General features: G+C 68.0%; 23 protein-coding genes. 10 read left to right on the forward strand and 13 right to left on the reverse strand.

From position 1 onward, the window contains the following. Window positions 1–381: 381 nt before the first annotated feature. The gene (locus ACWF0M_RS25430; RefSeq protein ID WP_452238209.1) at window positions 382–2,076 is read right to left on the reverse strand and encodes an IucA/IucC family protein; all 1,695 of its coding nucleotides are present in this window, start codon (window positions 2,074–2,076) and stop codon (window positions 382–384) included. After that, complete coding sequence (locus tag ACWF0M_RS25435; RefSeq protein ID WP_452238210.1) at window positions 2,076–2,663, reverse strand: GNAT family N-acetyltransferase; 588 nt, start codon at window positions 2,661–2,663, stop codon at window positions 2,076–2,078. Before ACWF0M_RS25435 ends, ACWF0M_RS25430 begins: the two co-directional genes overlap by 1 nt. A gap of 138 nt (window positions 2,664–2,801) precedes the next feature. On the opposite strand from ACWF0M_RS25435, the gene ACWF0M_RS25440 reads away from it, so the two are divergent. Then, window positions 2,802–3,473: a GOLPH3/VPS74 family protein gene (locus ACWF0M_RS25440; protein ID WP_452238211.1), complete on the forward strand. Its 672-nt coding sequence runs from the start codon at window positions 2,802–2,804 to the stop codon at window positions 3,471–3,473. On the opposite strand, the gene ACWF0M_RS25445 is transcribed toward ACWF0M_RS25440, so the two are convergent. The 3 genes from ACWF0M_RS25445 to ACWF0M_RS25455 are packed head-to-tail and all read right to left on the reverse strand — an operon-like array spanning window position 3,459 to window position 6,963. Next, window positions 3,459–5,033: an AMP-binding protein gene (locus tag ACWF0M_RS25445; protein WP_452238212.1), complete on the reverse strand. Its 1,575-nt coding sequence runs from the start codon at window positions 5,031–5,033 to the stop codon at window positions 3,459–3,461. The two genes, ACWF0M_RS25440 and ACWF0M_RS25445, sit on opposite strands and share 15 nt — an antisense overlap. Next, entirely contained in the window at window positions 5,033–6,157 is a 1,125-nt protein-coding gene (locus tag ACWF0M_RS25450; RefSeq protein ID WP_452238213.1) for a DUF5938 domain-containing protein, read from the reverse strand. The genes ACWF0M_RS25445 and ACWF0M_RS25450 overlap by 1 nt, the downstream gene beginning before the upstream one ends. Then, window positions 6,157–6,963: an SDR family NAD(P)-dependent oxidoreductase gene (locus ACWF0M_RS25455; protein ID WP_452238214.1), complete on the reverse strand. Its 807-nt coding sequence runs from the start codon at window positions 6,961–6,963 to the stop codon at window positions 6,157–6,159. Before ACWF0M_RS25455 ends, ACWF0M_RS25450 begins: the two co-directional genes overlap by 1 nt. Before the next feature lie 161 nt (window positions 6,964–7,124). Between ACWF0M_RS25455 and ACWF0M_RS25460 the strand changes: the two genes are divergently transcribed. Continuing rightward, window positions 7,125–7,760: a TetR/AcrR family transcriptional regulator gene (locus ACWF0M_RS25460; RefSeq protein ID WP_452238215.1), complete on the forward strand. Its 636-nt coding sequence runs from the start codon at window positions 7,125–7,127 to the stop codon at window positions 7,758–7,760. Window positions 7,761–7,769: 9 nt separating this feature from the next. On the opposite strand, the gene ACWF0M_RS25465 is transcribed toward ACWF0M_RS25460, so the two are convergent. Then, window positions 7,770–8,285, reverse strand: a complete 516-nt coding sequence (locus tag ACWF0M_RS25465) for a hypothetical protein (RefSeq protein WP_452238216.1) — start codon at window positions 8,283–8,285, stop codon at window positions 7,770–7,772. A 44-nt stretch (window positions 8,286–8,329) separates the two neighbouring features. Further along, the gene (deoD, locus tag ACWF0M_RS25470; RefSeq protein ID WP_410784949.1) at window positions 8,330–9,043 is read right to left on the reverse strand and encodes a purine-nucleoside phosphorylase; all 714 of its coding nucleotides are present in this window, start codon (window positions 9,041–9,043) and stop codon (window positions 8,330–8,332) included. A 39-nt stretch (window positions 9,044–9,082) separates the two neighbouring features. Between deoD and nudC the strand changes: the two genes are divergently transcribed. Beyond that, window positions 9,083–10,006 (forward strand): NAD(+) diphosphatase, encoded by a 924-nt coding sequence (nudC, locus tag ACWF0M_RS25475; protein WP_452238217.1) that lies wholly within the window; start codon window positions 9,083–9,085, stop codon window positions 10,004–10,006. Here nudC and ACWF0M_RS25480 read toward each other — a convergent pair whose 3' ends face one another. Together ACWF0M_RS25480 and ACWF0M_RS25485 are read right to left on the reverse strand one after the other, a co-directional pair. Next, a complete protein-coding gene (locus tag ACWF0M_RS25480) occupies window positions 10,007–12,364 on the reverse strand; it encodes a hypothetical protein (RefSeq protein ID WP_452238218.1) in 2,358 nt (785 codons plus the stop codon). It lies immediately after the preceding gene. A gap of 90 nt (window positions 12,365–12,454) precedes the next feature. Continuing rightward, the gene (locus ACWF0M_RS25485) at window positions 12,455–12,694 is read right to left on the reverse strand and encodes a mycoredoxin (RefSeq protein WP_131285498.1); all 240 of its coding nucleotides are present in this window, start codon (window positions 12,692–12,694) and stop codon (window positions 12,455–12,457) included. A 100-nt stretch (window positions 12,695–12,794) separates the two neighbouring features. Between ACWF0M_RS25485 and ACWF0M_RS25490 the strand changes: the two genes are divergently transcribed. From ACWF0M_RS25490 to ACWF0M_RS25505, 4 genes are all read left to right on the forward strand, one after another. After that, the gene (locus tag ACWF0M_RS25490; protein ID WP_452238219.1) at window positions 12,795–14,912 is read left to right on the forward strand and encodes an ATP-dependent DNA helicase UvrD2; all 2,118 of its coding nucleotides are present in this window, start codon (window positions 12,795–12,797) and stop codon (window positions 14,910–14,912) included. Between the two features lie 374 nt (window positions 14,913–15,286). Then, window positions 15,287–15,484, forward strand: a complete 198-nt coding sequence (locus ACWF0M_RS25495) for a hypothetical protein (RefSeq protein WP_452238220.1) — start codon at window positions 15,287–15,289, stop codon at window positions 15,482–15,484. A gap of 151 nt (window positions 15,485–15,635) precedes the next feature. Then, a complete protein-coding gene (locus tag ACWF0M_RS25500; RefSeq protein WP_131285495.1) occupies window positions 15,636–15,923 on the forward strand; it encodes a WhiB family transcriptional regulator in 288 nt (95 codons plus the stop codon). Window positions 15,924–16,032: 109 nt separating this feature from the next. Then, window positions 16,033–16,173, forward strand: coding sequence for a hypothetical protein (locus tag ACWF0M_RS25505; RefSeq protein ID WP_238150791.1), 141 nt, complete (start codon window positions 16,033–16,035; stop codon window positions 16,171–16,173). Between the two features lie 66 nt (window positions 16,174–16,239). Here ACWF0M_RS25505 and ACWF0M_RS25510 read toward each other — a convergent pair whose 3' ends face one another. Then, a complete protein-coding gene (locus tag ACWF0M_RS25510) occupies window positions 16,240–16,767 on the reverse strand; it encodes an NUDIX domain-containing protein (protein WP_452238221.1) in 528 nt (175 codons plus the stop codon). Window positions 16,768–16,785: 18 nt separating this feature from the next. Between ACWF0M_RS25510 and ACWF0M_RS25515 the strand changes: the two genes are divergently transcribed. Then, on the forward strand, window positions 16,786–16,953 hold the full coding sequence (locus ACWF0M_RS25515; protein ID WP_452238222.1) for a hypothetical protein: 168 nt from the start codon (window positions 16,786–16,788) through the stop codon (window positions 16,951–16,953). Here the strand turns inward: ACWF0M_RS25515 and ACWF0M_RS25520 are convergent. After that, window positions 16,944–17,738: a DUF899 domain-containing protein gene (locus tag ACWF0M_RS25520; protein WP_452238223.1), complete on the reverse strand. Its 795-nt coding sequence runs from the start codon at window positions 17,736–17,738 to the stop codon at window positions 16,944–16,946. The two genes, ACWF0M_RS25515 and ACWF0M_RS25520, sit on opposite strands and share 10 nt — an antisense overlap. 93 nt (window positions 17,739–17,831) lie before the next feature. On the opposite strand from ACWF0M_RS25520, the gene ACWF0M_RS25525 reads away from it, so the two are divergent. Further along, the gene (locus ACWF0M_RS25525) at window positions 17,832–19,304 is read left to right on the forward strand and encodes an MFS transporter (protein WP_452238224.1); all 1,473 of its coding nucleotides are present in this window, start codon (window positions 17,832–17,834) and stop codon (window positions 19,302–19,304) included. Here the strand turns inward: ACWF0M_RS25525 and ACWF0M_RS25530 are convergent. Together ACWF0M_RS25530 and ACWF0M_RS25535 are read right to left on the reverse strand one after the other, a co-directional pair. Next, on the reverse strand, window positions 19,291–20,604 hold the full coding sequence (locus ACWF0M_RS25530) for an ABC1 kinase family protein (RefSeq protein ID WP_452238225.1): 1,314 nt from the start codon (window positions 20,602–20,604) through the stop codon (window positions 19,291–19,293). The genes ACWF0M_RS25525 and ACWF0M_RS25530 overlap by 14 nt on opposite strands. A gap of 156 nt (window positions 20,605–20,760) precedes the next feature. Next, window positions 20,761–20,919 (reverse strand): DUF5679 domain-containing protein, encoded by a 159-nt coding sequence (locus tag ACWF0M_RS25535; protein WP_012922897.1) that lies wholly within the window; start codon window positions 20,917–20,919, stop codon window positions 20,761–20,763. Between the two features lie 523 nt (window positions 20,920–21,442). Between ACWF0M_RS25535 and ACWF0M_RS25540 the strand changes: the two genes are divergently transcribed. Beyond that, window positions 21,443–21,979 (forward strand): YgjP-like metallopeptidase domain-containing protein, encoded by a 537-nt coding sequence (locus ACWF0M_RS25540; RefSeq protein WP_452238226.1) that lies wholly within the window; start codon window positions 21,443–21,445, stop codon window positions 21,977–21,979. The last annotated feature ends 1,178 nt before the right edge of the window (window positions 21,980–23,157 follow it).

Genomic DNA, 23,157 nt, shown 5'->3' on the forward strand with positions numbered 1-23,157 from the left:
CCTCATCGCCCTGGCCATGCTCACCCTCGGCGGCTACCGCCCACCCCTCCCCGGCCGAAACTGACCCACGGATCAGTCAGAAGAGCCGGATATCCGTTCTTGTGCTGCATGGGCGGCTGGGTGATCGGGTTGGTGGCGGCACGGGTGCTCGCGGCGGGGTGATGTGCACGCTCGACAGGTAGTGCACCGGTGAGACGGTGTACGCACGGGCACGTTCACGCTCAGGTGCACTACCCCGCCACTCGACATGTCCTGTCGAGCGTGCACATCACACCCGGCCCGCACCGCACTGGAACCCGTCGACCACCCACACATAAGTCACAAGAGCCGGATGTCCCCTCGTGTGGGTGGGTGACGCGGCGGGCGCAGGGCGCGGGTGTGTTAGTCGGGCGGGGTGATCAGGGGGTTCTGGAGGGTGCCGACGAATTGTAGGGAGCCGGCTACGTCGGTCAGGTCGACCATTTGCTGGTTGTTGCGGAGTTGGAGGCGGTTCAGGCAGGAGAGGGCGAACTCCGGCGCGAAGATGTCGTACTTCGCGAACGCTTCGGCCAGTTCCGGTGTCGCCGATTGGTAGTCGCGGATCGCGTCCGCCACCACGGACCAGAACTCGTCCGGCGTCAGCAGGCGCTCGCGATCCAGCAGCGGGGACAGGAAGCGGAAGATGCAGTCGAAGACGTCGGTGAAGATCGACAGCAACTTCTCGTCGTCCGGTACGTCGGCCCGCACCCGCTCCGCTTCAGGCGGCACGAAGGTCGACGGACTGAGTACGGCGATCTCCTCGGCGATGTCCTTCATGGTCACGCGGATCGGAATCGCGTCCCGCAGTACCAGGATCAGGTTCTCGCCGTGCGGCATGAACACCAATTCGTATGCGTAGAAGCTGTGCAGCAACGGGATCAGGTACGCGTCGACGTACGCGCGCAGCCAGTCCGCCGGCGCCAGGCCGGACGCCCGTACCAGCGCCGCGGCCACCGACGCACCGTGCCGGTCGACATGCAGGAGCGACGCCATCGTCGCGAGCCGCTCACCGGGCTCCAGCGACGGCACCGGGCTCTCCCGCCAGAGCGCCGACAACATCTTCCGGTACGGCGACGTCTTGTCGGTCGCGTTCTCGTAGTACCGGTTGTGGTACCCGGCTGCCGCGATCTCGCGCAACACCGTGAAGCCGTAGCGTTTCAGGACGACGTCGTTCGAGACCACCGAGTGCACCCAGTCGTTGATCGCCGGCGTCGCGGCCATGTACGACGGGGACAGCCCGCGCATGAACCCCATGTTGAGCACCGACAACGCCGTCTTCACGTAGCACCGGGAAGGCTCGGACCGGTTGAAGAACGTCCGGATCGACTGCTGCGGCTGATAAATGTCGTCCGTCGACCCGAGATGAACGATGTGCCGCAAAGCGATGTCGGCGGCGAACGTGATCGACGTCTTGTTGTCCCACTGCCACGGATGCACCGGCAGATAGACGTATTCCGCCGGGTCGGCGACCGCCGCGAAGCGGGAGTACATCTCGTCGCCCAACTCCGACCGCAGCATCGAGTCGAACGTCGTCGAAGAACTACAAGAAACCGTGGTCCGGTCCCGCCGGGCCGCGATCCACGTCAGCTGCACGCCCGCGCCGGTCTCCGGCGCATAAGCCAAATAGTCCGTGAGCCCGAACCCGAGCCGCCCGTTGTTCGCGACGAAGCACGGATGCCCCTCGGTCATCCCGGCCTCGATGGTCTGGAAGTCCGCGGTGACCAGGTCCGCCGCCGTCAGGTCCGGTTTCGACAGCTTGTACGCCGCCGACGCCAGCGTGCTGCTGATCTCCTCCAGGTACACCGGCAGCATCTCGCGCCCGATCCCGAGCTGCTCGTGGAATTCGGTGATGAACTCCAGGGCGTCGACCGCCAAACCGTCGTCGCGGACAACTGAAGAGATATCCCAATGATTCAAGGGATAAAGCCGGGCGGCGAACCGGTACCGGCCGACGACATACTCATTGCTGTCAGCAACTGGTTCGAGAATGCGCTCGTGGGTGAACTCCGCCAGCGCTTTCCGGACCAGCGCCTGGTTGACCACAGTCCAGTGATTCATCAGCCCGCCTCGTTCATTCGATGCGCCTCGGCGTACTGGTCACGCGTGCAGAAACTCAACCACGCCTGCTTTTCGGGCAACGTCACGATGCTGTGCTCGCGGAATCCCATCCGCGCGTTCAGCGCCTGGATCTTCACGTTCCGTACGTCGGGTTCGACCACCACCCGATCAACAAGCGGATCGCTGAACAGGCTGTCCATGATCGTCTCGAACACCGCCCCGGTGAACCCGGAAATCGGCACCACGGGCGGCGCCACCAGGACGTGCATGCCGATGTCGCCCGGCGCCACGTCGTACGTCCGGCCCACAACGTCCTCGGACGGTTCGTAACGCTCCATCAGGAACGCGGGCCGCCCGTCGTGCTCGCCGAGGAACGCGCGGTGATGCGCCGTCGAGGCGATCCGGAGGTACTCCGCGTGCACGTCGGCGACGGACGCGGTCAGCAAGCCCCAGTACCGCGCATACGGCTGGGTGACCCAGCTGTGCAGCGTGGTCACGTCCTCAGCGAGGTCTAACGGGCGGAGGCTCAGGGTGCCGAGGCCGGCGACGAACCGCCGGTACGTCGGCTCGGGCAATGCTCTGGTCATGGCGGATGCTCCCAGGCTGGGCGGGCGTGTTAGCTAAGGCTTACCTTACCTAAACCGATCCAACCATCCCAGGGCGGACCCCGGAAGTAGCCCGCGCGGCGGATGTGCCGAACCGCACATCCTGCCTACGTTGGTGACATGTTGATCGCCGAGGACCTGCTGCTGCTCCTGTACGACGACGAGACCGGTAAGCCCGTCGCGGGGTCGCCCGGCCTGGACTACGCGCTGGCCGGCGCGGTGCTGATCGAGCTGACGCTGAACCGGAAGCTCGACATCACCATCGACGGCAAGGCGGGCCGTCTGCAGGTGCTGGACGGCGCACCGACCGGAGACCCGATCCTGGACGAGCGCCTGGCGTACGTGGTCAACAAGCCGGGGAAGAAGCCGAAGGACCAGATCGGAGCGCTCTCGAAGCGGCTGCGCAACCAGCTGCTGGCGCGGCTCGCCGAGCGGGGTGTGCTGGAGGAAGACCAGGGCAGGGTGCTTGGACTGTTCCCGGTGACGCGCTGGCCCGCCAAGGACGCGCGGCACGAGCAGGAGGTGCGCGCTGGGCTGGAGAGCGTGCTGAAGGTCGGTACGACGCCGGACCAGCGCACCGCTGCGTTGATCGCTCTCCTCAGTGCGCTGAACGTCGTACCGAAGGTCATCACGGATGCGGTGGACAAGAAGGCGCTGAAGCAGCGGGCGAAGGAGATCGCCGATTCGGACTGGGCTGCGGCCGCAGTGAAGAAGGCAGTCGCCGAGATGCAGGCGGCCGTCACAGCCGCCATCGTGGTGGCGTCGACCGCCGGAGCCTCAGCCGGCAGCTAGCCGGGCCTTGATGTCCGGCTTCACGACCTTGCCGACCTTGGAGCGTGGCAGGTCGGGCCAGACGAGCACCTGCTTCGGTGCCTTCACACTGCCGATCTGTGCCTTCGCGAACGCGATCAGCTCGTCCGGTTCGACCGCACTGCCCGGCTGGAGCTGTACGACGGCCACGACCCGCTCGCCCCACTTCTCGTCCGGCAGGCCGATCACTGCGCAGTCCCGTACGTCGGCGTGCGCCATCAGCGCCTGCTCGACCTCGGTGGAGTACACGTTGAAGCCGCCGGTGATGATCATGTCCTTCGCTCGGTCGACGATGTACAGGTAGTTGTCGTCGTCCAGGTACCCGATGTCGCCGGTGTGGTGCCAGCCGTACGCCGAAGCCGCTGCGGTCGCCTCGGCGTTCCGGTAGTACCCCTGCATCACCAGCGACCCGCGCACCACGATCTCGCCGCGCTCACCGTGCGGGAGCAGCGTGCCGTCCGCGCTCATGATCGCCACCGTGACAAGGGGGGACGGCCGTCCCGCGGAAGACAGCCGTCCCCGGGCGATGTTGCCGTCGGCATCGAAGTGTGCGGCGGGCGGCAACATCGAGATCATCATCGGCGCCTCGGTCTGCCCGAACAGCTGCGCCATCACCGGACCGATCCGCTGCAGCGCGTCCTCGAGCCGGGCGACCGACATCGGCGCAGCGCCGTACCAGAAGCACCGCAGCGACGACAGGTCCGTGGAGTCGAGCTCCGGCGCCGCCAGCACCATGTAGATCAGCGTCGGCGGCAGGAACGTGTGCGTCACCCCGTGGCGCGGTATCAGCTCCAAGAAGGCATGTACGTCGGGAGCTCGCATGATCACGATCTCGCCGCCGGACGCGAGCACCGGGAAGCACAGCACACCTGCTGCGTGTGTCAGCGGCGCCAGCGCCAGGTAGACCGGTCGCTCGCCGAACGGGTACCCGATCAACGTGAGCGCGGTCATCGTCTCAAGGTTGCTGTTGCCGAGCATGACTCCCTTCGGGCGCCCGGTCGTGCCACCTGTCCCGACGATCATCGCCAGATCACCAGGGTCGGTCAGGTCGATCAGATCGGGTGCCGGCTGGGACGCGCCCCCGCAGAACGCGTCCCAGCCGACAGTTCTCCGGCCGCTGGGGTGGGGGGTCGGGCCGGAGCTGGAGGGCTCGCCGTCGAGGCACACGAACGTGTGCACCTTCGGCAGTGAGTCCCGAATGCGGTCCACCAGCGGCGCGAACGCCGCCTGGTAGATCAGTACCTCGCAGTCGAACTGGTCGAGCAGTTCACGGTTCTCCGCGGCCTCGTTGCGCGGGTTGATCGGGCACCAGACCGCACCGGCCCGGCTGATCCCGAACACGCAACTGAACGCCACCGGGTCGTTCGCGGACAGGATCGCCACCTTGCCACCCGGCCGTACGCCGGCTGCCGCCAGCGCGCCCGCGATCCGGTACGAGAGCTGCTGTACGTCGGCGTACGTCAGCGTCTCCCCGTCCGTGGTCAGACAGGGGGCACCCGGCGCCAGCGACGCCCCCTTGTCCAGGTACTCGACCAGTCGCATCAGCGTTGTACCGTGAGCTGCGGCTCCGACACCAGCCCGAAGCTCCGCAGTACGCCAAGCAGTTCACGGTGACCGAATGCCTGGCAGCCACTCGCGAAACCGACCCGCTTCGGCGGCGTCTGCAGCAGCGAGTACGCCGCGTACGCCTGGAGCAGACCGGTCTGCTGGTAGTTGCTGTTGCCGTGGATGACGCAGTGCGCCCGCCCGAGCGGTCCGGACGCGTGCACCGAGTCCAGCGTCTTGTTGACGCGTGGGTTCTCCCGCGGCGGCATCTCGTTCATCACCTGCCGAGCTGTCTCGGTCAGTGCGGTGTTGCGGTCCTCGGGCGACATGTCCTTCGTGGCTTCCAGCGCCGCTGCGACGATCTGCGGGACCCCGTTCATCAGCGCGGCGTTGAACACACCGCCCTGTGCCTTACAGTTCGCCACCCGTGGATCGCGCTTGAACCACACCGGATGCGACATGCCACCCCAGGGCAGCGACAGTGCGAGCTCGTGCTGGCCGGGAACCACCAAGGACACCAGGCCTTGCACGGGGAACTCGGCGTACTGGTTGTTCTCGAGGTAGTGCGCCTTCGACGTCGCAGCGTTCACCAGAATCGTGCGGGTCGAGGCGATGGTCGGACTGCCGCCCCAGAAGACGGCGATGTCCAGGGTGTCCAGGCCGGGCTGCTCGAGGCACAGCTGCGCAGCGATCTCGCTGGTGGTGTACATCTGCGCAATTCCCGGGGCCAGCACCAGGTTGGCCTCAGCGAACTGCGGACCGTACTTCTCGTCGCAGGTCATCAGCCAGTCCTGCTCACCGGTCGTGTCGGTGTAGTGCGCACCTGCTGCGAGTGCTGCCTCCACAGCCGCCGGACCGAGCTCACTGAACGGTCCGACCGTGTTCAGTACGACGGACGCGCCTGTGAACAGCTCGGTGAGCGCAGCGACGTCGTGGTCGACTGCTGCGATCTCGTAGTCGGCTGTCTCGATGCCAGGAACATGTGACTCCATAGAAGCCTTGAGCTTCGCCTCGTCACGTCCGGCCGCGATAAACGGGACGTGGTACTGGCGCAGGTACTCGCAGACCAGGCGGCCGGTATAGCCGGAGGCGCCGTACACAACAACAGGTTTGCTCGCCATCACATCCCCATTCCGCCGTCGACCGGCAGACCGATGCCGGTGATGAACCGGGCCTCGTCGGACGCGAGGAAGACCACCGCGTCGGCCATGTCGGCGACCTCGCCGAGGCGGCCGGCCGGGGTCAGTCCGATCACCGCGGCGACCGCGGCGTCGGGCGACTCGAACAGGCCGAGCTGGGCCACGTCGTTCGCCAGGCCGGCGCCCATCGCGGTCGGGACCAGGCCCGGGTAGATGCAGTTGACGCGGACGCCGTACCCGAGCTTGCCGGACTCCATCGCGGCGACGCGGGTCAGCCGGTCGACGGCGGACTTGGTCGCGGAGTACACGGCGATGCCGGGGAACGCGATGGTGGCGGCGACCGACGCGACGTTGATGATCGCGCCGCCCTGGCCGGCCAGGCCTTCGGGACGCATCGTCCGCAGGCCCCACTTGATGCCGAGCGTGGTGCCGAGGACGTTGACCTCGAGCATCTTGCGGATCTGGTCCGCGGTCACCTCGGTGAGCAGGCTGGTGATCTCCACCCCCGCGTTGTTCACCAGGATGTCGAGGCCGCCGAGGATGTCGTTGGCGGCGACGACCGCGTTCTCCCAGGCACCGTCGTCGGTGATGTCGTGGGCGACGAAGCCGTTGCCCGCGCCGTACTCCTGGTCGAGCGCGTCGGCGACCGCCTCGCCGGCGTCCTTCTGGATATCGCTGATCACGACTTTGGCGCCGGCCGCCGCGAGGGCTTTGGCCATCCCCTCGCCGAGTCCTTGCGCTCCGCCGGTGACCAGGGCCTTGCGGCCGGAGAGATCGAGTGAACCCATCTGGAAGCTCCTTTGCTCTGCGCGGGTTGTTCACACTCTGATCCAGTCTTTTGACAGTCGTCAAGACTTTGTTTGACACTTGTCAAGAAATCTCCCCGCTCCGGGACGCGCCTGGCCCGGGGCGGGGTACTCTGGCGCATCGGATCCGAGTAGGAGAGTGGGTGATCGCCGTGGCGTCCGCTGCTGAGGAGCGGCCTGCCCGTGTCTCCGGGATCGACAAGATCGAACGCCGCCGGGTCGCGCTGGCGGAGTCGGCGCTGAAGACGCTCGGTGAGCTCGGCTACGCGCGCACCAGCCTGCGCGAGATCGCGAACAACTCCGAGTTCACGCACGGCGTCGTGCACTACTACTTCCGCGACAAGATCGACCTGATCAGCTACTGCGTGCGTTACTACAAGACCAAGTGCGCCCGGCGGTACGACGAGGTGGTCGAGGCCGCGACGTCCGGTGACGAGCTCGCGACCGGCTTCCTGGGCAAGATGACCCAGACGCTGGTCGAGGAGACCCCGATGCACAAGCTCTGGTACGACCTGCGGGCGCAGAGCATGTTCGAGGAGCAACTCCGCCCGGACGTCGAGGCGATCGACCTGCTGCTCGAAGAGATGATCTGGCGGATCCTGTCGCGGTACGCCGATCTCACCGGAACCACACCGACCGTGGACGCGCCGACGGCGTACGCGCTGGTCGACGGCCTGTTCGAGCAGGCTGTGGTCGGCTACGCCGCGAACCCGGAAAAGGTCCCGGACCTGCTGACGAACCGCATCATGCAGGTCCTGCCCAAGCTGGTCGCGGCGTAGCCACAGCTGCTACTCGGCGCCGCAGTTCGCCTTGCAGAGCTTGTCGGTGAGCGTGAGGATCGCGCCCGGTGCGTCGGTGTCGGACTCGGTCGAGAACTCGACGTTCCAGTCGCCGAACGTGGTCTGCGCCGACGCCTTGCCTGCCTGCTGCTTGAGCCAGTCGGCGATCTGACCGCGCGGATTCACGTGCGCCAGCTCCAGCGCCTCCGGTGCGAACTCGGTCAGCCGCGTCGTCGACTCGGTCGCCGGGCCGGCCGCCTGCAGCGAGATCACCGGCGGACGTGGGTGCGTGCCGGTCAGCACCTGGACCGACCGCAAGCCGCTACTGCAGGTCTCGTACGCCTCGTCGGTGCTGCACTTGTACTGCTTGCCCGTGAACGCTGCGACGACCTGTGTCGCCGTGAGGTCCGGCAGCGTCTCCTCGGGTCCTGAGGACGTGTTGCTCGCGGTCGGCGTACCGGAGGTGCTGGTGCTTGGGGTTCCGTTCGACTCAGGCTTGTTGCCGGAGCAGGACGTGGTCCCCACGACAAGTGCGGCGCAGGCCAGGAGCGCAGCGCCGTACCGGGGGCTCAGACCGGCACCTCGATCGCTGCGTCGAGGGCGATCGTGATCATCTCGGAGAACGTCGTCTGGCGCTCCTCCGCGGACGTCACCTCGTGCGTGATCAGGTGGTCCGACACGGTCATGATGCCGAGCGCGCGGCGGCCGAACTTCGCGGCCAGCGTGTAGAGCGCCGCGGCCTCCATCTCGATGCCGAGTACGCCGTACTCCGCGGTCCGCGAGACCAGGTCCGGGCGGTCGTTGTAGAACAGGTCGCCGGAGAACACCTGGCCGACGTGCACGTTCAGCCCTGCTGCCTCGGCCGCGTCCACTGCTGCGCGGAGCAGTTTGTAGTCGGCGGTCGGCGCGTAGTCGATGCCGTGGAAGCGCAGCCGGTTCATCTGCGAGTCGGTGCTCGCGGACATCGCGATGATCACGTCGCGGACCCGGACCGCCTCGGTCAGCGCGCCACAGGTGCCGACCCGGATCAAGGTCTGTACGTCGTACTCCTCGAACAGCTCGTTCGCGTAGATGGAGGCAGACGCCTGGCCCATACCGGAGCCCTGCACGGAGATGCGCTCACCCTTGTAGGTGCCCGTGAACCCGAACATGTTGCGGATCTCGGTGTAGCAGATCACGTCGGACAGGTAGGTCTCCGCGATCCACTTGGCCCGCAGCGGGTCGCCCGGAAACAGCACCCGGGGTGCGATCTGCCCCTTCTCGGCGGCGATGTGAATACTCATGCGGGGATGCTCTCACGGGCGCGGGATATGTTGAGGCATGTGGCCTACTCCATCGCTCCTGGTTCGCTAGCCCTGTCCCGGTCCGTGCTGGACCGCGCCGCCGACCGCCGCCGTGACGACGACTGGCTGGAAAAGGCCTGGGCCGCGCCCGAAACGCAGGTGGCGGTCGTGGCCGGTGACAAGATCCGGGTGGTCGACGACCGCTCCGCGGTGCGGTTCGTGCCGCCGTCCGATGCGCCGGAAGGGATCCGGGTCTTCCTCGGCATCGATCGCGAGTCCGGGGCCGGGATGACCGCAGAGGGCCGCGCGGTGTTCGGCGTAATGGTCAGTGGGGAGGGCGACGAGTCGTACGGCGGACTCCGCGAGCTCGGCGCGGTGCTGGACGACCGCCAGGCCGGCATCGCCGTGCACCTGATCGGACTGTCCAACTGGCACGCCGTCTACACGCACTGCGGGAACTGCGGCGAGCACACTGAGATAGCGGAGGCCGGACACGTACGGCGCTGCCCGTCGTGCGGGCTGTCCCACTTCCCGCGCAGCGACCCGGCCATCATCGTGCTGGTCACAGACGACCAGGACCGCGCACTGCTCGGCCGCAACGAGGCCTGGCCTGCGGGCCGGTACTCCACGCTGGCCGGCTTCGTGGAGCCCGGTGAGTCGCTGGAGGCCGCCGTACGGCGTGAGGTGCTCGAGGAGACCGGTGTGATCGTCGGGCAGGAGGTCGAGTACGCGGGCAGCCAGCCGTGGCCGCTGCCCGCGAGCCTGATGCTGGGGTTCTACGCGAAGGCGACGAACTTCGACATCGACGTGGACCAGGACGAGATCGCCGAGGCGAAGTGGTTCACCCGAGAGGACCTCCGCGTGCTGGTGGACGCCGGCACGATGGCCCTCCCGGGCGCGATCTCGATCTCCCGCCGCCTGATCGAAGGCTGGTACGGCGAGAGCCTCACCGGGAGCTGGTGACTAGGTCCTGCCCACATCGGACCGCGCTGCGGCGATCCTGATCAGGATGCCCTCCCAGCGCTCGACCGAGCCGTCCGCCTCGAGCTGACGCAGCTTGCGGTCGACTGCGAGCACGTATGCCCCGTGGCTCGGCCAGTCAGCCTCCGCGTCCGGCAGTACGTCGGTCAACGTGCAGCCGTACGTCAGGAAGCGGTTCTGCACGTGACTGTCGATGTTCCCTGTCCAGACCGTCGCCCTGACGTCCGACTGGGGACACGGGTCGACCGGTGGGGTGTACGACGCCAAGTTGGTCGGGTTGATGTAGCCGTCCGGACGCAACAGCGTGTAGTAGGTGCCGTCCGGCGTCTGCGTGAGCCGGTTGAGGCCGTGGTCGCGCAGCACGGTCGTGCGGCCGCTCAGGATGTCCAGGACGAACAGGCGGCCGCCGGTCACGCCGTACAGGTAGCCGTCGCGCCAGGACAGTGCGCCGTCCTGCGATCCGGTGGCTCCGCTGAACACGGGCAGCAGGCGCTGCACCTCACCGATGGACGGGTCGACCGCGAACACGATGCCGTCCGCGAGCCCCCAGATGTTGCCGTCCGGTCCGGTGATCAGCTCGTTGATGCTGGCCGCACCGGACACCGGAACGATGTCGGTGAGCACCTCGCCCGTTGCCGGGTCCACCTTGATCAGGTGCGCCTCACTGGCCCGCGGGTCAGTGCCCTGACCACCCTCGATGCTTGAGCCGACCCAGACGTCAGCACCGGAGGGAACGATGGAGGAGATCGTCTGGTCGGTCACCAGGTTGCGGTAGACCGTGTGGCTGCCAGTCGGTACGTCGTACACGGTCAGCGCGCCCCCGTATTCGCCGTACGCCGGTGTGGTGCCGACGTACACGCTGTTGCCGGCGGGGACCACGGCGACCGGCCTGTTCTGGTGATCGCTGTCGACCAGGCTGAACAGTTCCTTTGGGTTGGTCGGGCTGTCCGGTAGGGCCGGATCCCAGAGCGACAACCGGCCGTACGGGTAGATGCCGACGTACATCTTGCTGCCCGCCCACGCCCAGCCTTCCACCTGTCCCTGCCGGGTGGTGACCGTGGACTTGCCGGCCGCCGGGTCGTAGATGGCCGTGGAGCCGTTCAGATAGACGTTGACGAACACCTTGCCGGTGACGGGGTCGGCCAGCTCGTGCATGAGCGGCGACGGCACGTACTGGAACGGTGAGCTCCACTGCGCGAGCGTCCCATCCGCTGGGTTGTAGCGGAACGTTCCACCGGAGTAGTTACCAGCCAGGCCGTACAGCACCGGTACGCCGTTCTCAGTCACCCAGCCGTAGCCGATGGATGCGCCACGGGTCAGTGTGCGCGGCGGTGACACCGGACCGACCGTGTTGGTGTCCAGGTCGTAGTGCGTAAGGGACAGGGTGTTGTTGGTGAAGTAGACGCCACCTGGTCCGGCTGCGGAGACACCGCGCGCAGCGATCGGGTAGTCCATTACCTGCTGGCCTGTGGTGCTGTCGGTGTACTTGACCTGCTCGCCCGTCACCGCGTCGACCACGACCAGGCGGCTGCTGGCGTTCGCGAACACCTTGCCGGCGGCGTAGTCCAGGTCGATGAAGTCCTTGGCCGTCGTGCCCGGGGGAGTGATGTCCTCGACCGCCTTGGTGTCCACGTCGATGCGGAGCAGCCTGGCGTTCGGAGTGGAGACGCCGACGAACAGCTTGTTGTGGTCGGGGTCGTAGACCGTGGAGCGCGCGTACTGCTGTACCGGGTCGAGTGAGCCGTAGTCGGTGACCTGTCCGGTCGTCGCGTCGTACTTGAACGCGTGGGCCGTCGGGTACGTCCCGGCGTACACGTTGCCGGCCCGGTCGGAGGTGAGGCCGTAGATCTGGGACTCGCCCGGAATGGGTTGCCCCAGGTCGGTCACCTCACCCGTGGCCGGGCTGTAGCGGTAGAGGTGCGCGTTGGCGTAGGTACCGAGGTAGACGTCACCGTTCGGCGTCACCACGATCGCCCAGCCGCCGGCGGCGCCGGGCAACGGCACGGTGCGGATCAGCTGGCGGCTGTGCAGGTCGACGACGTTGAGTCGCGCGTTCTCACCCGCAGGTACGGCGTACACGACGTCGCGACCGTCGGGCGTGTGGCCGATCGCGCCCTCCATGATCGTGAGCGAGCTGATCGGCGAGCCGAGGTCCAAGATGGCATCGGCCGACGGCGCGATCGGTCGCGTCGGGGTGCCGAGCGGCCAGTTCTCCGACGGGAACGGGTCAGGCAGATCCCCCGGCGGGGCCGCGGTGGCGTGCAGTCCGCCGGTGGCGAGCAGACCGAGCGTCACGGCGAACGTGATCAGGGCACAACGGAATTGACGGCGCGAGAACATGGGCGGACTCCCTGCGGCGTAGTTCACCGCAAGGTATAACGGTCATGACCGTAATGTCCATAACTCAGGCGATATGACCTGAGTCAGTTGTTACGCGACGAGTTTCTCCGCGACCTGGGCGAGCGACGGGTTCGTCATCGCGGTGCCGTCCGGGAAGACCACGGTCGGCACCGTCTGGTTGCCGTTGTTGACCTTCTCGACGATCTTCGCGGCCTCCGGGACCTGCTCGATGTCGATCTCGGTGAACTCGATACCGGCCCGCTTCAGCTGGCCCTTCAGCCGGTGGCAGTAACCGCACCAAGGCGTTGAGTACATCGTGAAAGCCGACATCGGCGGACTCCTTGAGGAGTGGGGAGGGGATTTGTCGGGCGCGCCGTCTAGGGTTGCCCTCGACGTATCCGAACCATGGTGCTGGTGGTGCTGTTCCCGCATGTCTCAACCCGTGAGCGACTTCACACGATCTGCATCCGCCGACGACCTCTTGGAGGCCCTCGACCCGGAGCAGCGGGCCGTCGCGACCACGTTGCACGGTGCCGTCGCGGTGATGGCCGGTGCGGGGACGGGGAAGACGCGGGCGATCACCCACCGGATCGCGTACGGCGTGCGCACCGGGACGTTCGACCCGGTCCGGGTGCTCGCGGTGACGTTCACCCAGCGGGCCGCGGGGGAGATGCGCGGCCGGCTCGCGCAGCTCGGCGTCCAGGGCGTGCAGGCCCGCACGTTCCACTCCGCCGCGCTTCGGCAGGCCCGCTTCTTCTGGCCGAAGGTGTACGGCGGGGAGCTGCCGCCGATCGCGGACCGCAAGTTCCCGCTGCTGACCGAGGCCGCGTCCCGCTGCCGCGTCCGGGTGGACACGCCCGCGCTGCGCGACCTGGCCGGTGAGGTCGAGTGGGCCAAGGTGAGCAACGTCCGGCCGGACGACTATGCGCGGCTGGCGCCCAAGTCGGCGCGGGCGCTGGCGGCCTTCGACCCGGCGACGATCGCCCGGATCTTCGCGGCGTACGAGGATGTGAAGCTGGAACGCGGGCGGATCGACCTGGAGGACGTCCTGCTCTGTACGGTCGCGCTGCTCGCGGAGGACGAGCGGGTGGCGGCAGAGATCCGGCGGCAGTACCGGACGTTCGTCGTGGACGAGTACCAGGACGTCTCGCCGGTGCAGCAGACTCTGCTCGACCTGTGGCTCGGCGGCCGCGAGGACGTGTGTGTGGTCGGCGACCCGGCGCAGACGATCTACTCGTGGGCCGGCGCCGACCCGGAGAACCTGGTGCGCTTCGCGTCGCGGCATCCGTCGGCGACCGTGATCAAGCTGGTCCGCGACTACCGGTCGACGCCGCAGATCGTCGACGTGGCGAACAAGATCCTGGACGCGGCCGGTCCGAACGGGCTGCCCGGCCGGGTCACGCTGCGGTCGCAGAAGGAGGCCGGGCCGGTTCCGGTCTACCGCGAGTACTCGGATGAGGTCGCGGAGGCGGACGCGGTGGCGCGGGCCGTCGTACGGCTCAAGGACGAGGGCGTGGCGCTGCGGGACATCGCCGTACTGTTCCGGACCAACGCGCAGTCGGAGAACTTCGAGCAGGCGCTGGCCGAGCGGAAGATCCCGACCGTGCTGAAGGGTGCGGAGCGGTTCTTCGAGCGCGCGGAGATCCGGCAGGCCGCCGTACTGCTGCGTGGGCAGGCCAAGGCCGGCCAGGCCGGGGACGACCTGGTCACCACGGTGACCGGAGTGCTGGGCGGTGCCGGCTGGACGCAGGAGCCACCGACCGGGACTGGCGCGGTGCGGGATCGGTGGGAGTCGCTGAGCGCACTGGTGACGATGACGTCCGACTTCGCCGCGGCGAATCCCGACGCGCGGCTGCCGGAGCTGATGGCCGAGCTGGACCGTCGGGCGACGATCCAGCATGCGCCGCTCGCCGAGGGCGTCACGCTGGCGACGCTGCACGCGGCCAAGGGCCTGGAGTGGGAGTCCGTCTTCATCGTCGGGGCGCACGAGGGGACGCTGCCGATCACCTACGCCCAGACGCCGGCGCAGGTCGAGGAGGAGCGGCGGCTGTTCTATGTCGGCGTGACGCGGGCCAAGCAGCAGCTGTTCATCAGCTGGTCCACCTCCCGCTCGCCGGGCGGTCGCGGTACGCGCGGGCCGACCCGCTTCCTGGACCCGATCGGCGTCCGTACGGCGCGCTCCGAGTGGACCCCGTCGACGCCCACCAACTGGGAGCGCCCGGCGCGCTCCGAGAAGTCCAGCCGCCCGATCCCGAAATGCCGGGTCTGCGGCCGCGGCCTGACCGACCCGGGCGCCCGCAAGCTCGGCCGCTGCGAGGACTGCCCGTCCTCCATCGACCAGAAGCTGTACGACGCGTTGATCGAGTGGCGCACCGAGCAGGCCGAGTCCGAGAAGATGCCGGCGTTCGTGATCCTCACCGACGCGACCCTCACCGCGATCGCCGAGACCAAGCCCGGCGACGCCCAGGCGCTCCGGCAGATCCCGGGCATCGGCCACACCAAGCTGACCAAGTACGGCGAGCACATCCTCAACCTCTGCACCCGCTGACCGGTTGCCCTTTCGGGCAAACCTGTTGCCAGGCACGAGAATCGCGGCGCATCCTGGAGGACGTGCCGTGTTCTGCTGGGGGCAGACGTGGCAGTTAGGTGACAGAGGCAACGATCCCGGAGCGTGCGGATGGCGTCCCGGAGCGTGCCGACGGTATCTGTTTTTGGCTTCGCCGGGGCTGGCCAGCGGTGAGTTCCCGCCGCCGGAGCGGCAACTTCCGGCCAACTTCGCGAACTGACAATAAATAGTTTGCGGGCTCCGGCGCGGACGGCGTACTGTTCTTTCTGCGGTCGAAGCCTGGCCGAAAACTTCAAACCACCATAGCGATCGAGCTAGCCGCCCGCTTCGCCACAACGAGAGGAGGTGCCCTGGAAATGATCACCAACACGGTCAAGAAGCCGTTCAGCGACGCTGCCGCGCTGCCGTGCGCCCCGATTCAGGGTGCCTCGCCGCGCCTGCACGTCGCGACCGTTGTGCTCATGGCCTCCGGCGCTGCCCAGTTCACGGGCGGAGCTGTCGGCGATGTGAAGTACGGCGGTTCGGGTTCTCGAGCATGGAGTCCACCGGTCTGACAAGACGTCAGAGCCGGCACCTCCAGGCCGCGGAACCCACCAAGGGTCCCGCGGCCCTTTTGTTTGTCCCAAAGATTTGGCGGCCGTCAAACCGGCAGCCGTCACCGACGACAAGAGATCAGCAACCAAAAGTCACTGGGAGGTGACCGGAATGAGCGTGAGCTTCCTCGATGTCTTCACCGAGGTCGCAACGTCGCAGGACCTGCCCTGTCGGTCCTACGCGCCGGAACTCTTCTTCGCCGAATCGCCGGCGGACGTCGAGTACGCAAAGTCGCTGTGCACCACCTGCCCGCTGAAGGCCGAGTGCCTGGCCGGAGCGCTCGAGCGTTCCGAGCCGTGGGGAGTGTGGGGCGGCGAACTGTTCGTCCAAGGTGTGGTGGTTCCGCGCAAGCGGCCCCGTGGGCGTCCCCGCAAGAGTGACACCGTAACCGCCGCCTGACGACCTTCAACCCATCCGAAACGAGTTCAACGTGACCACTCAGACTTTCACCAGGAGCACCGAAATGCATTTACTTCACGAAGATCTCGCCCGTGCTCATTGTCGTAGCTTGCTGAAGGACGCAGAGCAGAACCGGCGCTTCCGCCTCGCTCACCAGATCGAGAAGGCGCAGAAGCAGGCCGAGCGGGCAGGCCGGCGAGCCGAGAGGGCCAGCGCACGCGCGCGCCTCGCACTCGCCCGCCTCGTCTGATCCACCAGAATCACAGCCTGACCAGCTGAATCACTGAGGGGCGGCACCCAAAGGGGGTGCCGCCCCTCAGCCACGCTCAGAGAGCAGCAGTTGCTGCAGGCCGACCAGCGTGATGCCGCTGACGATCTCGTGCCGGGCGATCATTCCGGGTACGTCGGCCAGCGGGATCCACTCGATCCGGTCCGACTCGTTGCGCTCCGTCGGCGGTCCGGCGTACCGCGCACTCGTCACCCGGAACACGAAATGCCGCGAGTCCATGATCCCGGCCGCCGGCTCCGAGCGGATGAGCTCAGTGAGCCCGTCCGCCCGCCACCCGGTCTCCTCCTCGAGCTCCCGTGCCGCGGCGGCCACCGGGCTCTCATCGGCCTCGATGATCCCCATCGGGATCTCCCACGCCCAGGTGTCGGTCAGGAACCGGTGCCGCCACATCAGCAGCACGCACTCGTCCCGGGTCACGACCGCGGCGGCGATGTCCTTGAGGCGCACCGCGTGGTAGTCGTACCGCTCGCCATCAGGCTGCTCGACGTCCAACCGCCGTACGCTCAACCATCGATTGCCCCAGACCTCACCCTCGCCGTGAATCACCCATCGCACGCGGTGCAGAATAGTCCTATGGCAAGTGCTACCTGTGCGTTGTGTGGTCAACAGGCGGCGTCCGAGGACGTGCCGCTGACCTGGATGACCTCGGTCGAGGACGGCCGCAAGCTGCTGTACTGCGACCGGTGTGCCCGGGAGAACGTCCGCGGCATCGAGGGGAAGCTCGACTCGGTCTACTGGTAGTCGTACCGGTCCGGGACACGCATCGCGGGTCCGCCGACGTGCAGACCGAGCGGCTCGGCGCGCCCCTTCGGCTCCTCCCAGACCTCCTGCCGACCGAGGACGGTCAGGTCGAGGTACCGGTAGCAGTTGTGGAAGTCCTCGATGCCCCGGCCGAACGTCGAGTACGTGTGGAACACCTCGTCGCCGACCCGGACGAACGTGCTGATGCCCGGCATCTCCTCGCCGTTCATGTCCGCCGTCCACGGACCGTCCGTCCACGGCGTCCCCTTCTCGTTCGCCAGTTGCTCCTGCGTGCGGAAGTGCAGCATCACCGGCGCGACGCGGTCGTCCAGCGTGGCGTGGAAGTCGTAGTTGAAGTCGCTCCCGTACGACGAGTACCAGGGGAACGTCCAGCCCAGCCGCTCCTTGAACGCGGCGATCTTCGGGTACGGCGCCCGCGACACGGCGACCAGTGACGTGTTGCGCACGTACAGCTGGCGGAGGTTGCCGATCTCGTCAGCGGCTGACGAGCAACTCGGGCACCCTTCGTCCCAGTCCGGCCCGAACATGAAGTGGTGCATCACCAGCTGATCCCGGCCGTCGAACAGGTCGAGCAGACCGAGCTCACCGCCCGGTCCCTCGAAGATGTAGGGCTTGTCCATCCGGATCATCGGCAGCCGTCGGCGCTCGGCATTCAGGCGGTCACGGGCCCGGGTGACCTCCTTCTCCAGCCTCAGCAGCTCCCGGCGGGCCTCGAGCCACTCCTCCGTTGACATGACCGCGGGCAGGTTGTCCATCGTTGTCATCACGACCTCCTGGAAATCTCTGTACCCACTGTCGATCTCGCAATGTGCCGTCCGACGCAGTGAGTGACAACACTCCTGTGGAAGGACCGGATCATGACCCTCAGCCTCGAGGCCGACACCGTGGCCACCGGCAAGCGGCAGTGGATCGCGCTGGGCGTGCTGTGCCTCGCGTCGCTGCTCGTGTCCCTGGACCTGTTCGTGATGCTGCTGGCTGTGCCTGCGGTCACCGCAGCGCTCGGCGCCACCAGTAGCCAGCAGCTGTGGATCCTGGACGTGTACGGGTTCATGGTGGCCGGCCTGATGATCACTATGGGCAGTCTGGGCGACCGCCTCGGCCGCCGGCGGCTGCTGCTGATCGCCGCTGCGGTGTTCGGCGTCGCCTCGATCGTGGCGGCGTACTCCGTGAGCCCCGAGATGCTGATCGGTGCCCGCGCGGTGCTGGGCATCGCCGGAGCTGCGATCGCGCCGTGCACGTTGGCGTTGATCTCCACGCTGTTCCCGGACGAGCGGCAGCGGGCGACCGCGCTCGGTGTCTGGGGCGGCTGCTTCACCGTCGGCGCGATCGTCGGCCCGATCGTCGGTGGCGTCCTGCTGAACCACTTCTGGTGGGGCTCCGCCTTCCTGATCGGCGTTCCCGCGATGGTGGTTCTGCTGGCGGTCGGGCCGTTCATCCTCCCGGAGTACCGGAACGAGAAGGCCGGGCGTATCGACGTACCGAGTGTTCTGCTGTCACTGGCCGCGATTCTGCCGGCCATCCACGGCCTGAAGCACCTCGCCGCGCACGGCGCCGGCGCCCAGTCCATCGGGTCCCTGTTGGTCGGCGGCACCTTCGGCTGGATGTTCGTACGGCGTCAGCGGCGGCTGGACGACCCGCTGGTGGACGTGCACCTGTTCACGCGGCGGACGTTCAGCGTGACGCTCGGCAGCATGACGGCGTACTCGATGCTGTCCGGCGGCGTGATGGTCTTCGTCGCGCAGTACTTCCAGCTGGTGAAGGGGATGACTCCGCTCGACGCCGGTCTGGCGCTGGTCCCGGGCATGATCACGTCGACGATCGGCTTCCAGCTCGCGCCGCGGCTGGGCCAGCGGATCCGCCCGGGCATCCTGATCCCGGCCGGTGTCGCGTTCACGGTGGCCGGCATGGCCGTGGTCAGCCTGACGACTTCGACCACGGTGCTGGTGATCGCGTTCGCCGTGCAGTGCCTCGGTCCGGGCGCGCTGGTCATTCTGGGGACGAACCTGGTCATCGGCTCGGTGCCGCCCGAGAAGGCCGGCTCCGCCGGTGCGCTGACCCAGACCGGCAACGAGTTCGGGTACTCGCTCGGCATCGCCGTACTCGGCAGCGTGGTCACCGCGGTCTACCGCAGCCGTACCGACGGTCGTGGCGACAACTCGCTGGGCGAAGCGATCAGCCAGGGCGCGCCTGCCGACGTACTCGATCAGGCTCGCGACGCCTTCACCTCCGGACTCCACGTCGCCGCCGGGATCACCGCCGTGGCGCTCACTGCGATGGCGATCCTGCTGGCGGTCACCCTGCGCGCGCTGCCCGCGCTCAGTCGTCGCTGAAGCCGGGCAGGAGCTCCTCCAGGACCGAGCGGAACGGGGCCTCGGCCTCGAGCTGGGACAGGACGGCCATGCCGCCGATCCAGACACGGTGGATCAGCAGGTACGACGGCGGCATGTTGAGGCGGAGGGCCAGGGACGCGTTAGGGGACCGGAAGTCGCCGGTCCGGTTCGCCTGCGCGCGCATCCAGTCCCGGCTGAACTGGAAGCTCTCCTCGCGGGCCGGCTCCGCGAACGGCGCCAAGTAGTCCATCAGCTGGTCCGGGTCGATCTCCATCCGGGGCTTGATGAAGCCCTCGGCCTTGAGCCCGTCCCGGACCGCCAGGCCGTCACCCTTCAGCGAGATCCGCAGCAGCCGCCCGATCGCCGGCGGCAGGCCGTCCGGGAGCCGCGCGCAGAGGCCGAAGTCGACCACGCCGAGCCGCCCGTCGGCCAGCACGCGGAAGTTCCCCGGATGCGGGTCGGAGTGCAGCAGACCGGCGTACTTCGGCCCGCTGAACATGAACCGGACGTACTTCAGCCCGATCGTGTCCCGCTCCTGTTTGGTGCCGCCGGTGATGTACGACGACAGCGGCCGGCCCTCGATCCACTCGGACACGATCACCGCGGGAGAGTGCTTGATGACCCGCGGCACCACGAACTCCGGGTGATCCTTGAACGCGTCGGCGTACTGCTGCTGGGCCTGCGCCTCACGGTCGTAGTCGAGCTCCTCGCCGATCCGCTCCTGGAGTTCGGCGATCAGCGGCTTCACGTCCAGGCCGGGGATCAGGCTGCCGATCGTCCGCGCGAACCGGCCGAGCTGACGCAGATCGGCACGCAGGGCCTCCGCGGCGCCCGGGTACTGCAGCTTGACCGCGACCTCACGGCCGTCCTTCAGCCGGCCGCGGTGCACCTGGCCGATCGACGCGGCGGCCGCCGGTACGTCGCCGAACTCGTCGAAGCGGTCCCGCCAGCGCCTGCCGAGCTCGCGGCTCAGGATCGTGTCCACGGTCGAGGCCGGCATCGGCGGGGCGGAGTCCTGCAGCTTCGTCAGGGTCGCCCGGTACGGCGCCGCGAGCTCCTCCGGCATCGCGGACTCCATCAGGCTGAGCATCTGCCCGAACTTCATCGCGCCGCCCTTGAGCTCACCCAGGACGGCGAACAACTGGTCCGCCGTACGGCGCTGGAACTCGGCGTACACGGCCTCGGCGGGCGCGCCGCCGATCCGCTTGCCCAGGCCGACCGTCGCACGCCCGGCGGCACCGAGCGGCAGGCTGGCAAGTTTCGCGGTCCGGCTCAGCGCCTTACGAGGAAGGTCCGACACGTTCCCATTCTGTCCGGTCGCCCAAGCCCCGGCGCCGGTGGGGGCCAAGTATGTCGCTGTGTGTCGCGGTCGAGGTACGGCGTCGGGTACGACGAGAGGCGGTGCCCGGCACGCGCAACGTGCCGGACACCGCCTCTACGACGTGGTGCTGGTGCGTCAGGCCTTGCCGAGGATCCGGTTCAGGTTCGTACCGCACTCGGGGCACTTGGCCTTCGCCATGCGCGTGCCCTTGTCGTTGACCTTGACCTCGCCGTCGGCGGTGCGCTTGGCCTTGCACTTGACGCAGTAGAACTCGCCGCTCCAGGTCTCTGCCATGAGGGCCCTCTCCTTGCTCTGAATTCCAGCCCGGGGTCTCACCCCGGGCAGTCGTTGGATGCTAACGGCAGACCGTCCTGCCGTAGGCCGTTCGGCCCAGTCGGGATTCACCCTACGGCCTCCTGGCGCAGGCTCAAGCGCACCTCCCGGTCCGCGTGCCGCGTGAATCCCCCGAGGAAAGCCCTTACCGAAACTTTCGCCGACGCGGAACAGGCTCCCGGTGATCCGCTTCCGCCACCACTCGGCTTCCCCTCCGAGCGGCCCCGGAAGCGGTCCGGGAGCCTGTTGCCGATGACGCTAGGAGGTCGCGGCGGCGGGGGCAAGCCCACGTTGTCCACCCCTGTGGATAACTCTGTGCGCAACCTGTGGGACGCGCCGCCGGGCGCTGTGGACGGGCGGGGGAACACGATGTGAACAACGAGGGTCGCCGACGTCAAAATCTGGCGTCTGACCTGCGGAAACACCCATGCACAGGGTGTGGACCGAAGAAAGTTGTCGGAATCGGGGGGTACATTTTTGAGCCATGGCCGACTCTCCACCGCGCCCGATCCCGCCTTATGTGGATATCCGGCGCAGCAAGCGCCGCAAGCGGACGGTCAGCGCGTACCGGGACGGCGAGCGGGTGGTCGTGCTGATGCCCGACCGGCTGTCCGCCGCCGAGGAGGCGCGCTGGGTCGAAACCATGCTGGCGCGACTCGAGAAGCAGCGCAGCCGATCGCGCGTGTCGGACGAAAAATTGTTGGCCAGAGCACACGAACTCGCGTGTCGCCACCTCCCCGAAGTGCCCGAACCTGCGTCCGTGAGGTGGGTTTCGAACCAAAACAGACGCTGGGGATCCTGCACTCCGGCGGACCGATCGATCCGCCTGTCGACCCGTTTGCAGTCCATGCCGGCGTGGGTCGTCGACTACGTCCTGGTCCACGAACTCGCCCACCTGATCGAGCCGACCCACAACGCCACCTTCTGGGCCCTCGTCCACCGTTACCCCAAATCCGAACGCGCCGAAGGCTACCTAGAAGGCATCTCCGCCGCCACCTCCCTAACCCCAGAAGACTTCTAACCCACCTCCACCCTCACCCGCGCCCACCCGCCCCCCGCGCCCGCCTCGCCTCCGCCCCGCCCCTGCGCCGCCTCCGCCCTCACCCCGCCCCCGGCCCCCCGCCTGCGCCCGCCCCGCCCCGCGCCCGCCTCGCCTCCACCCCCGCGCCAACGACCGCCACCCAACCTTGGGCCCCGACCAACCGTTTGCACCCGCCGAAAACGGTTGGTGAGGACCCAAAGCCGGGTGGCGGAGCCGGGCCCGCGCGGAGCAGACCGGCCGCGACGCATACGGCGTACCGCCGACACCAGCTCCACCCGCGCCGACTCCGCCCACACCGGCTCCACCCGCGCCCGCGTTCGTTCGACTTTGTGGACCCAGTCCGCACGGATCCGCGCGTCGCATACGGACGTCATGCACAAAGTCGGGTCGGCGCCCACCCCAGCTCGCCGGCGCCGTCCCCGCCTACCGCCAGCCCGGCGGTCCGTTCGACGTTGTGCTCCGGCCAACCTTGGGCCTTCACCAACCGTTTTCGGCGGGCGCAAACGGTTGGTGGGGGCTCAAGGTTGGTGGTGGAGTCGCGCTGGCGCGGAGCGAGGCGGCCGGGACGCGTACGGCGTACCGCCCACACCGGCTCCACCCGCGCCCGCGCGTTCGTTCGACTTTGTGCACCCAGTCCGCGCGGATAGGCGCGTCGCATACGGACGTCATGCACAAAGTGGGGCAGGCGCCTCATCCCCACCTTGCCCGCGCCGTCCCGCTCATCGCCTGCCCGGCCGTTCGGTCGACCTTGGGCTCCGGCCAACCGTTTGGGGTGGCTGGAAACGGTTGGTGGGGGCTCAAGGTTGGGTGGTGGAGTCGGGGGTGGCGCGGAGCAGGTCGGCCGGGGCGCGTACGGCGTACCGTCCGGGTCGGCTCCGCCCGCGCCCGCGCTCGTTCGGCTTTGTGCACCGAGTCCGCACGGATCGGCGCGTCGCATACGGGCGTCATGCACAAAGTGGGGCAGGCGCCTCATCCCCACCTGGCCCGCGCCGTCCCGCTCATCGCCTGCACGGCCGTTCGTTCGACTTTGGGCTCTGGCCAACCGTTTGGGGTGGCTGGAAACGGTTGGTGGGGGCTCAAGGTTGGGTGGTGGAGTCGGGGGTGGCGCGGAGCAGGCCGGCCGGGGCGCGTACGGCGTACCGCCCGCGTCGGCTCCG

The sequence above is a fragment of the Kribbella sp. NPDC055110 genome (assembly GCF_053607525.1).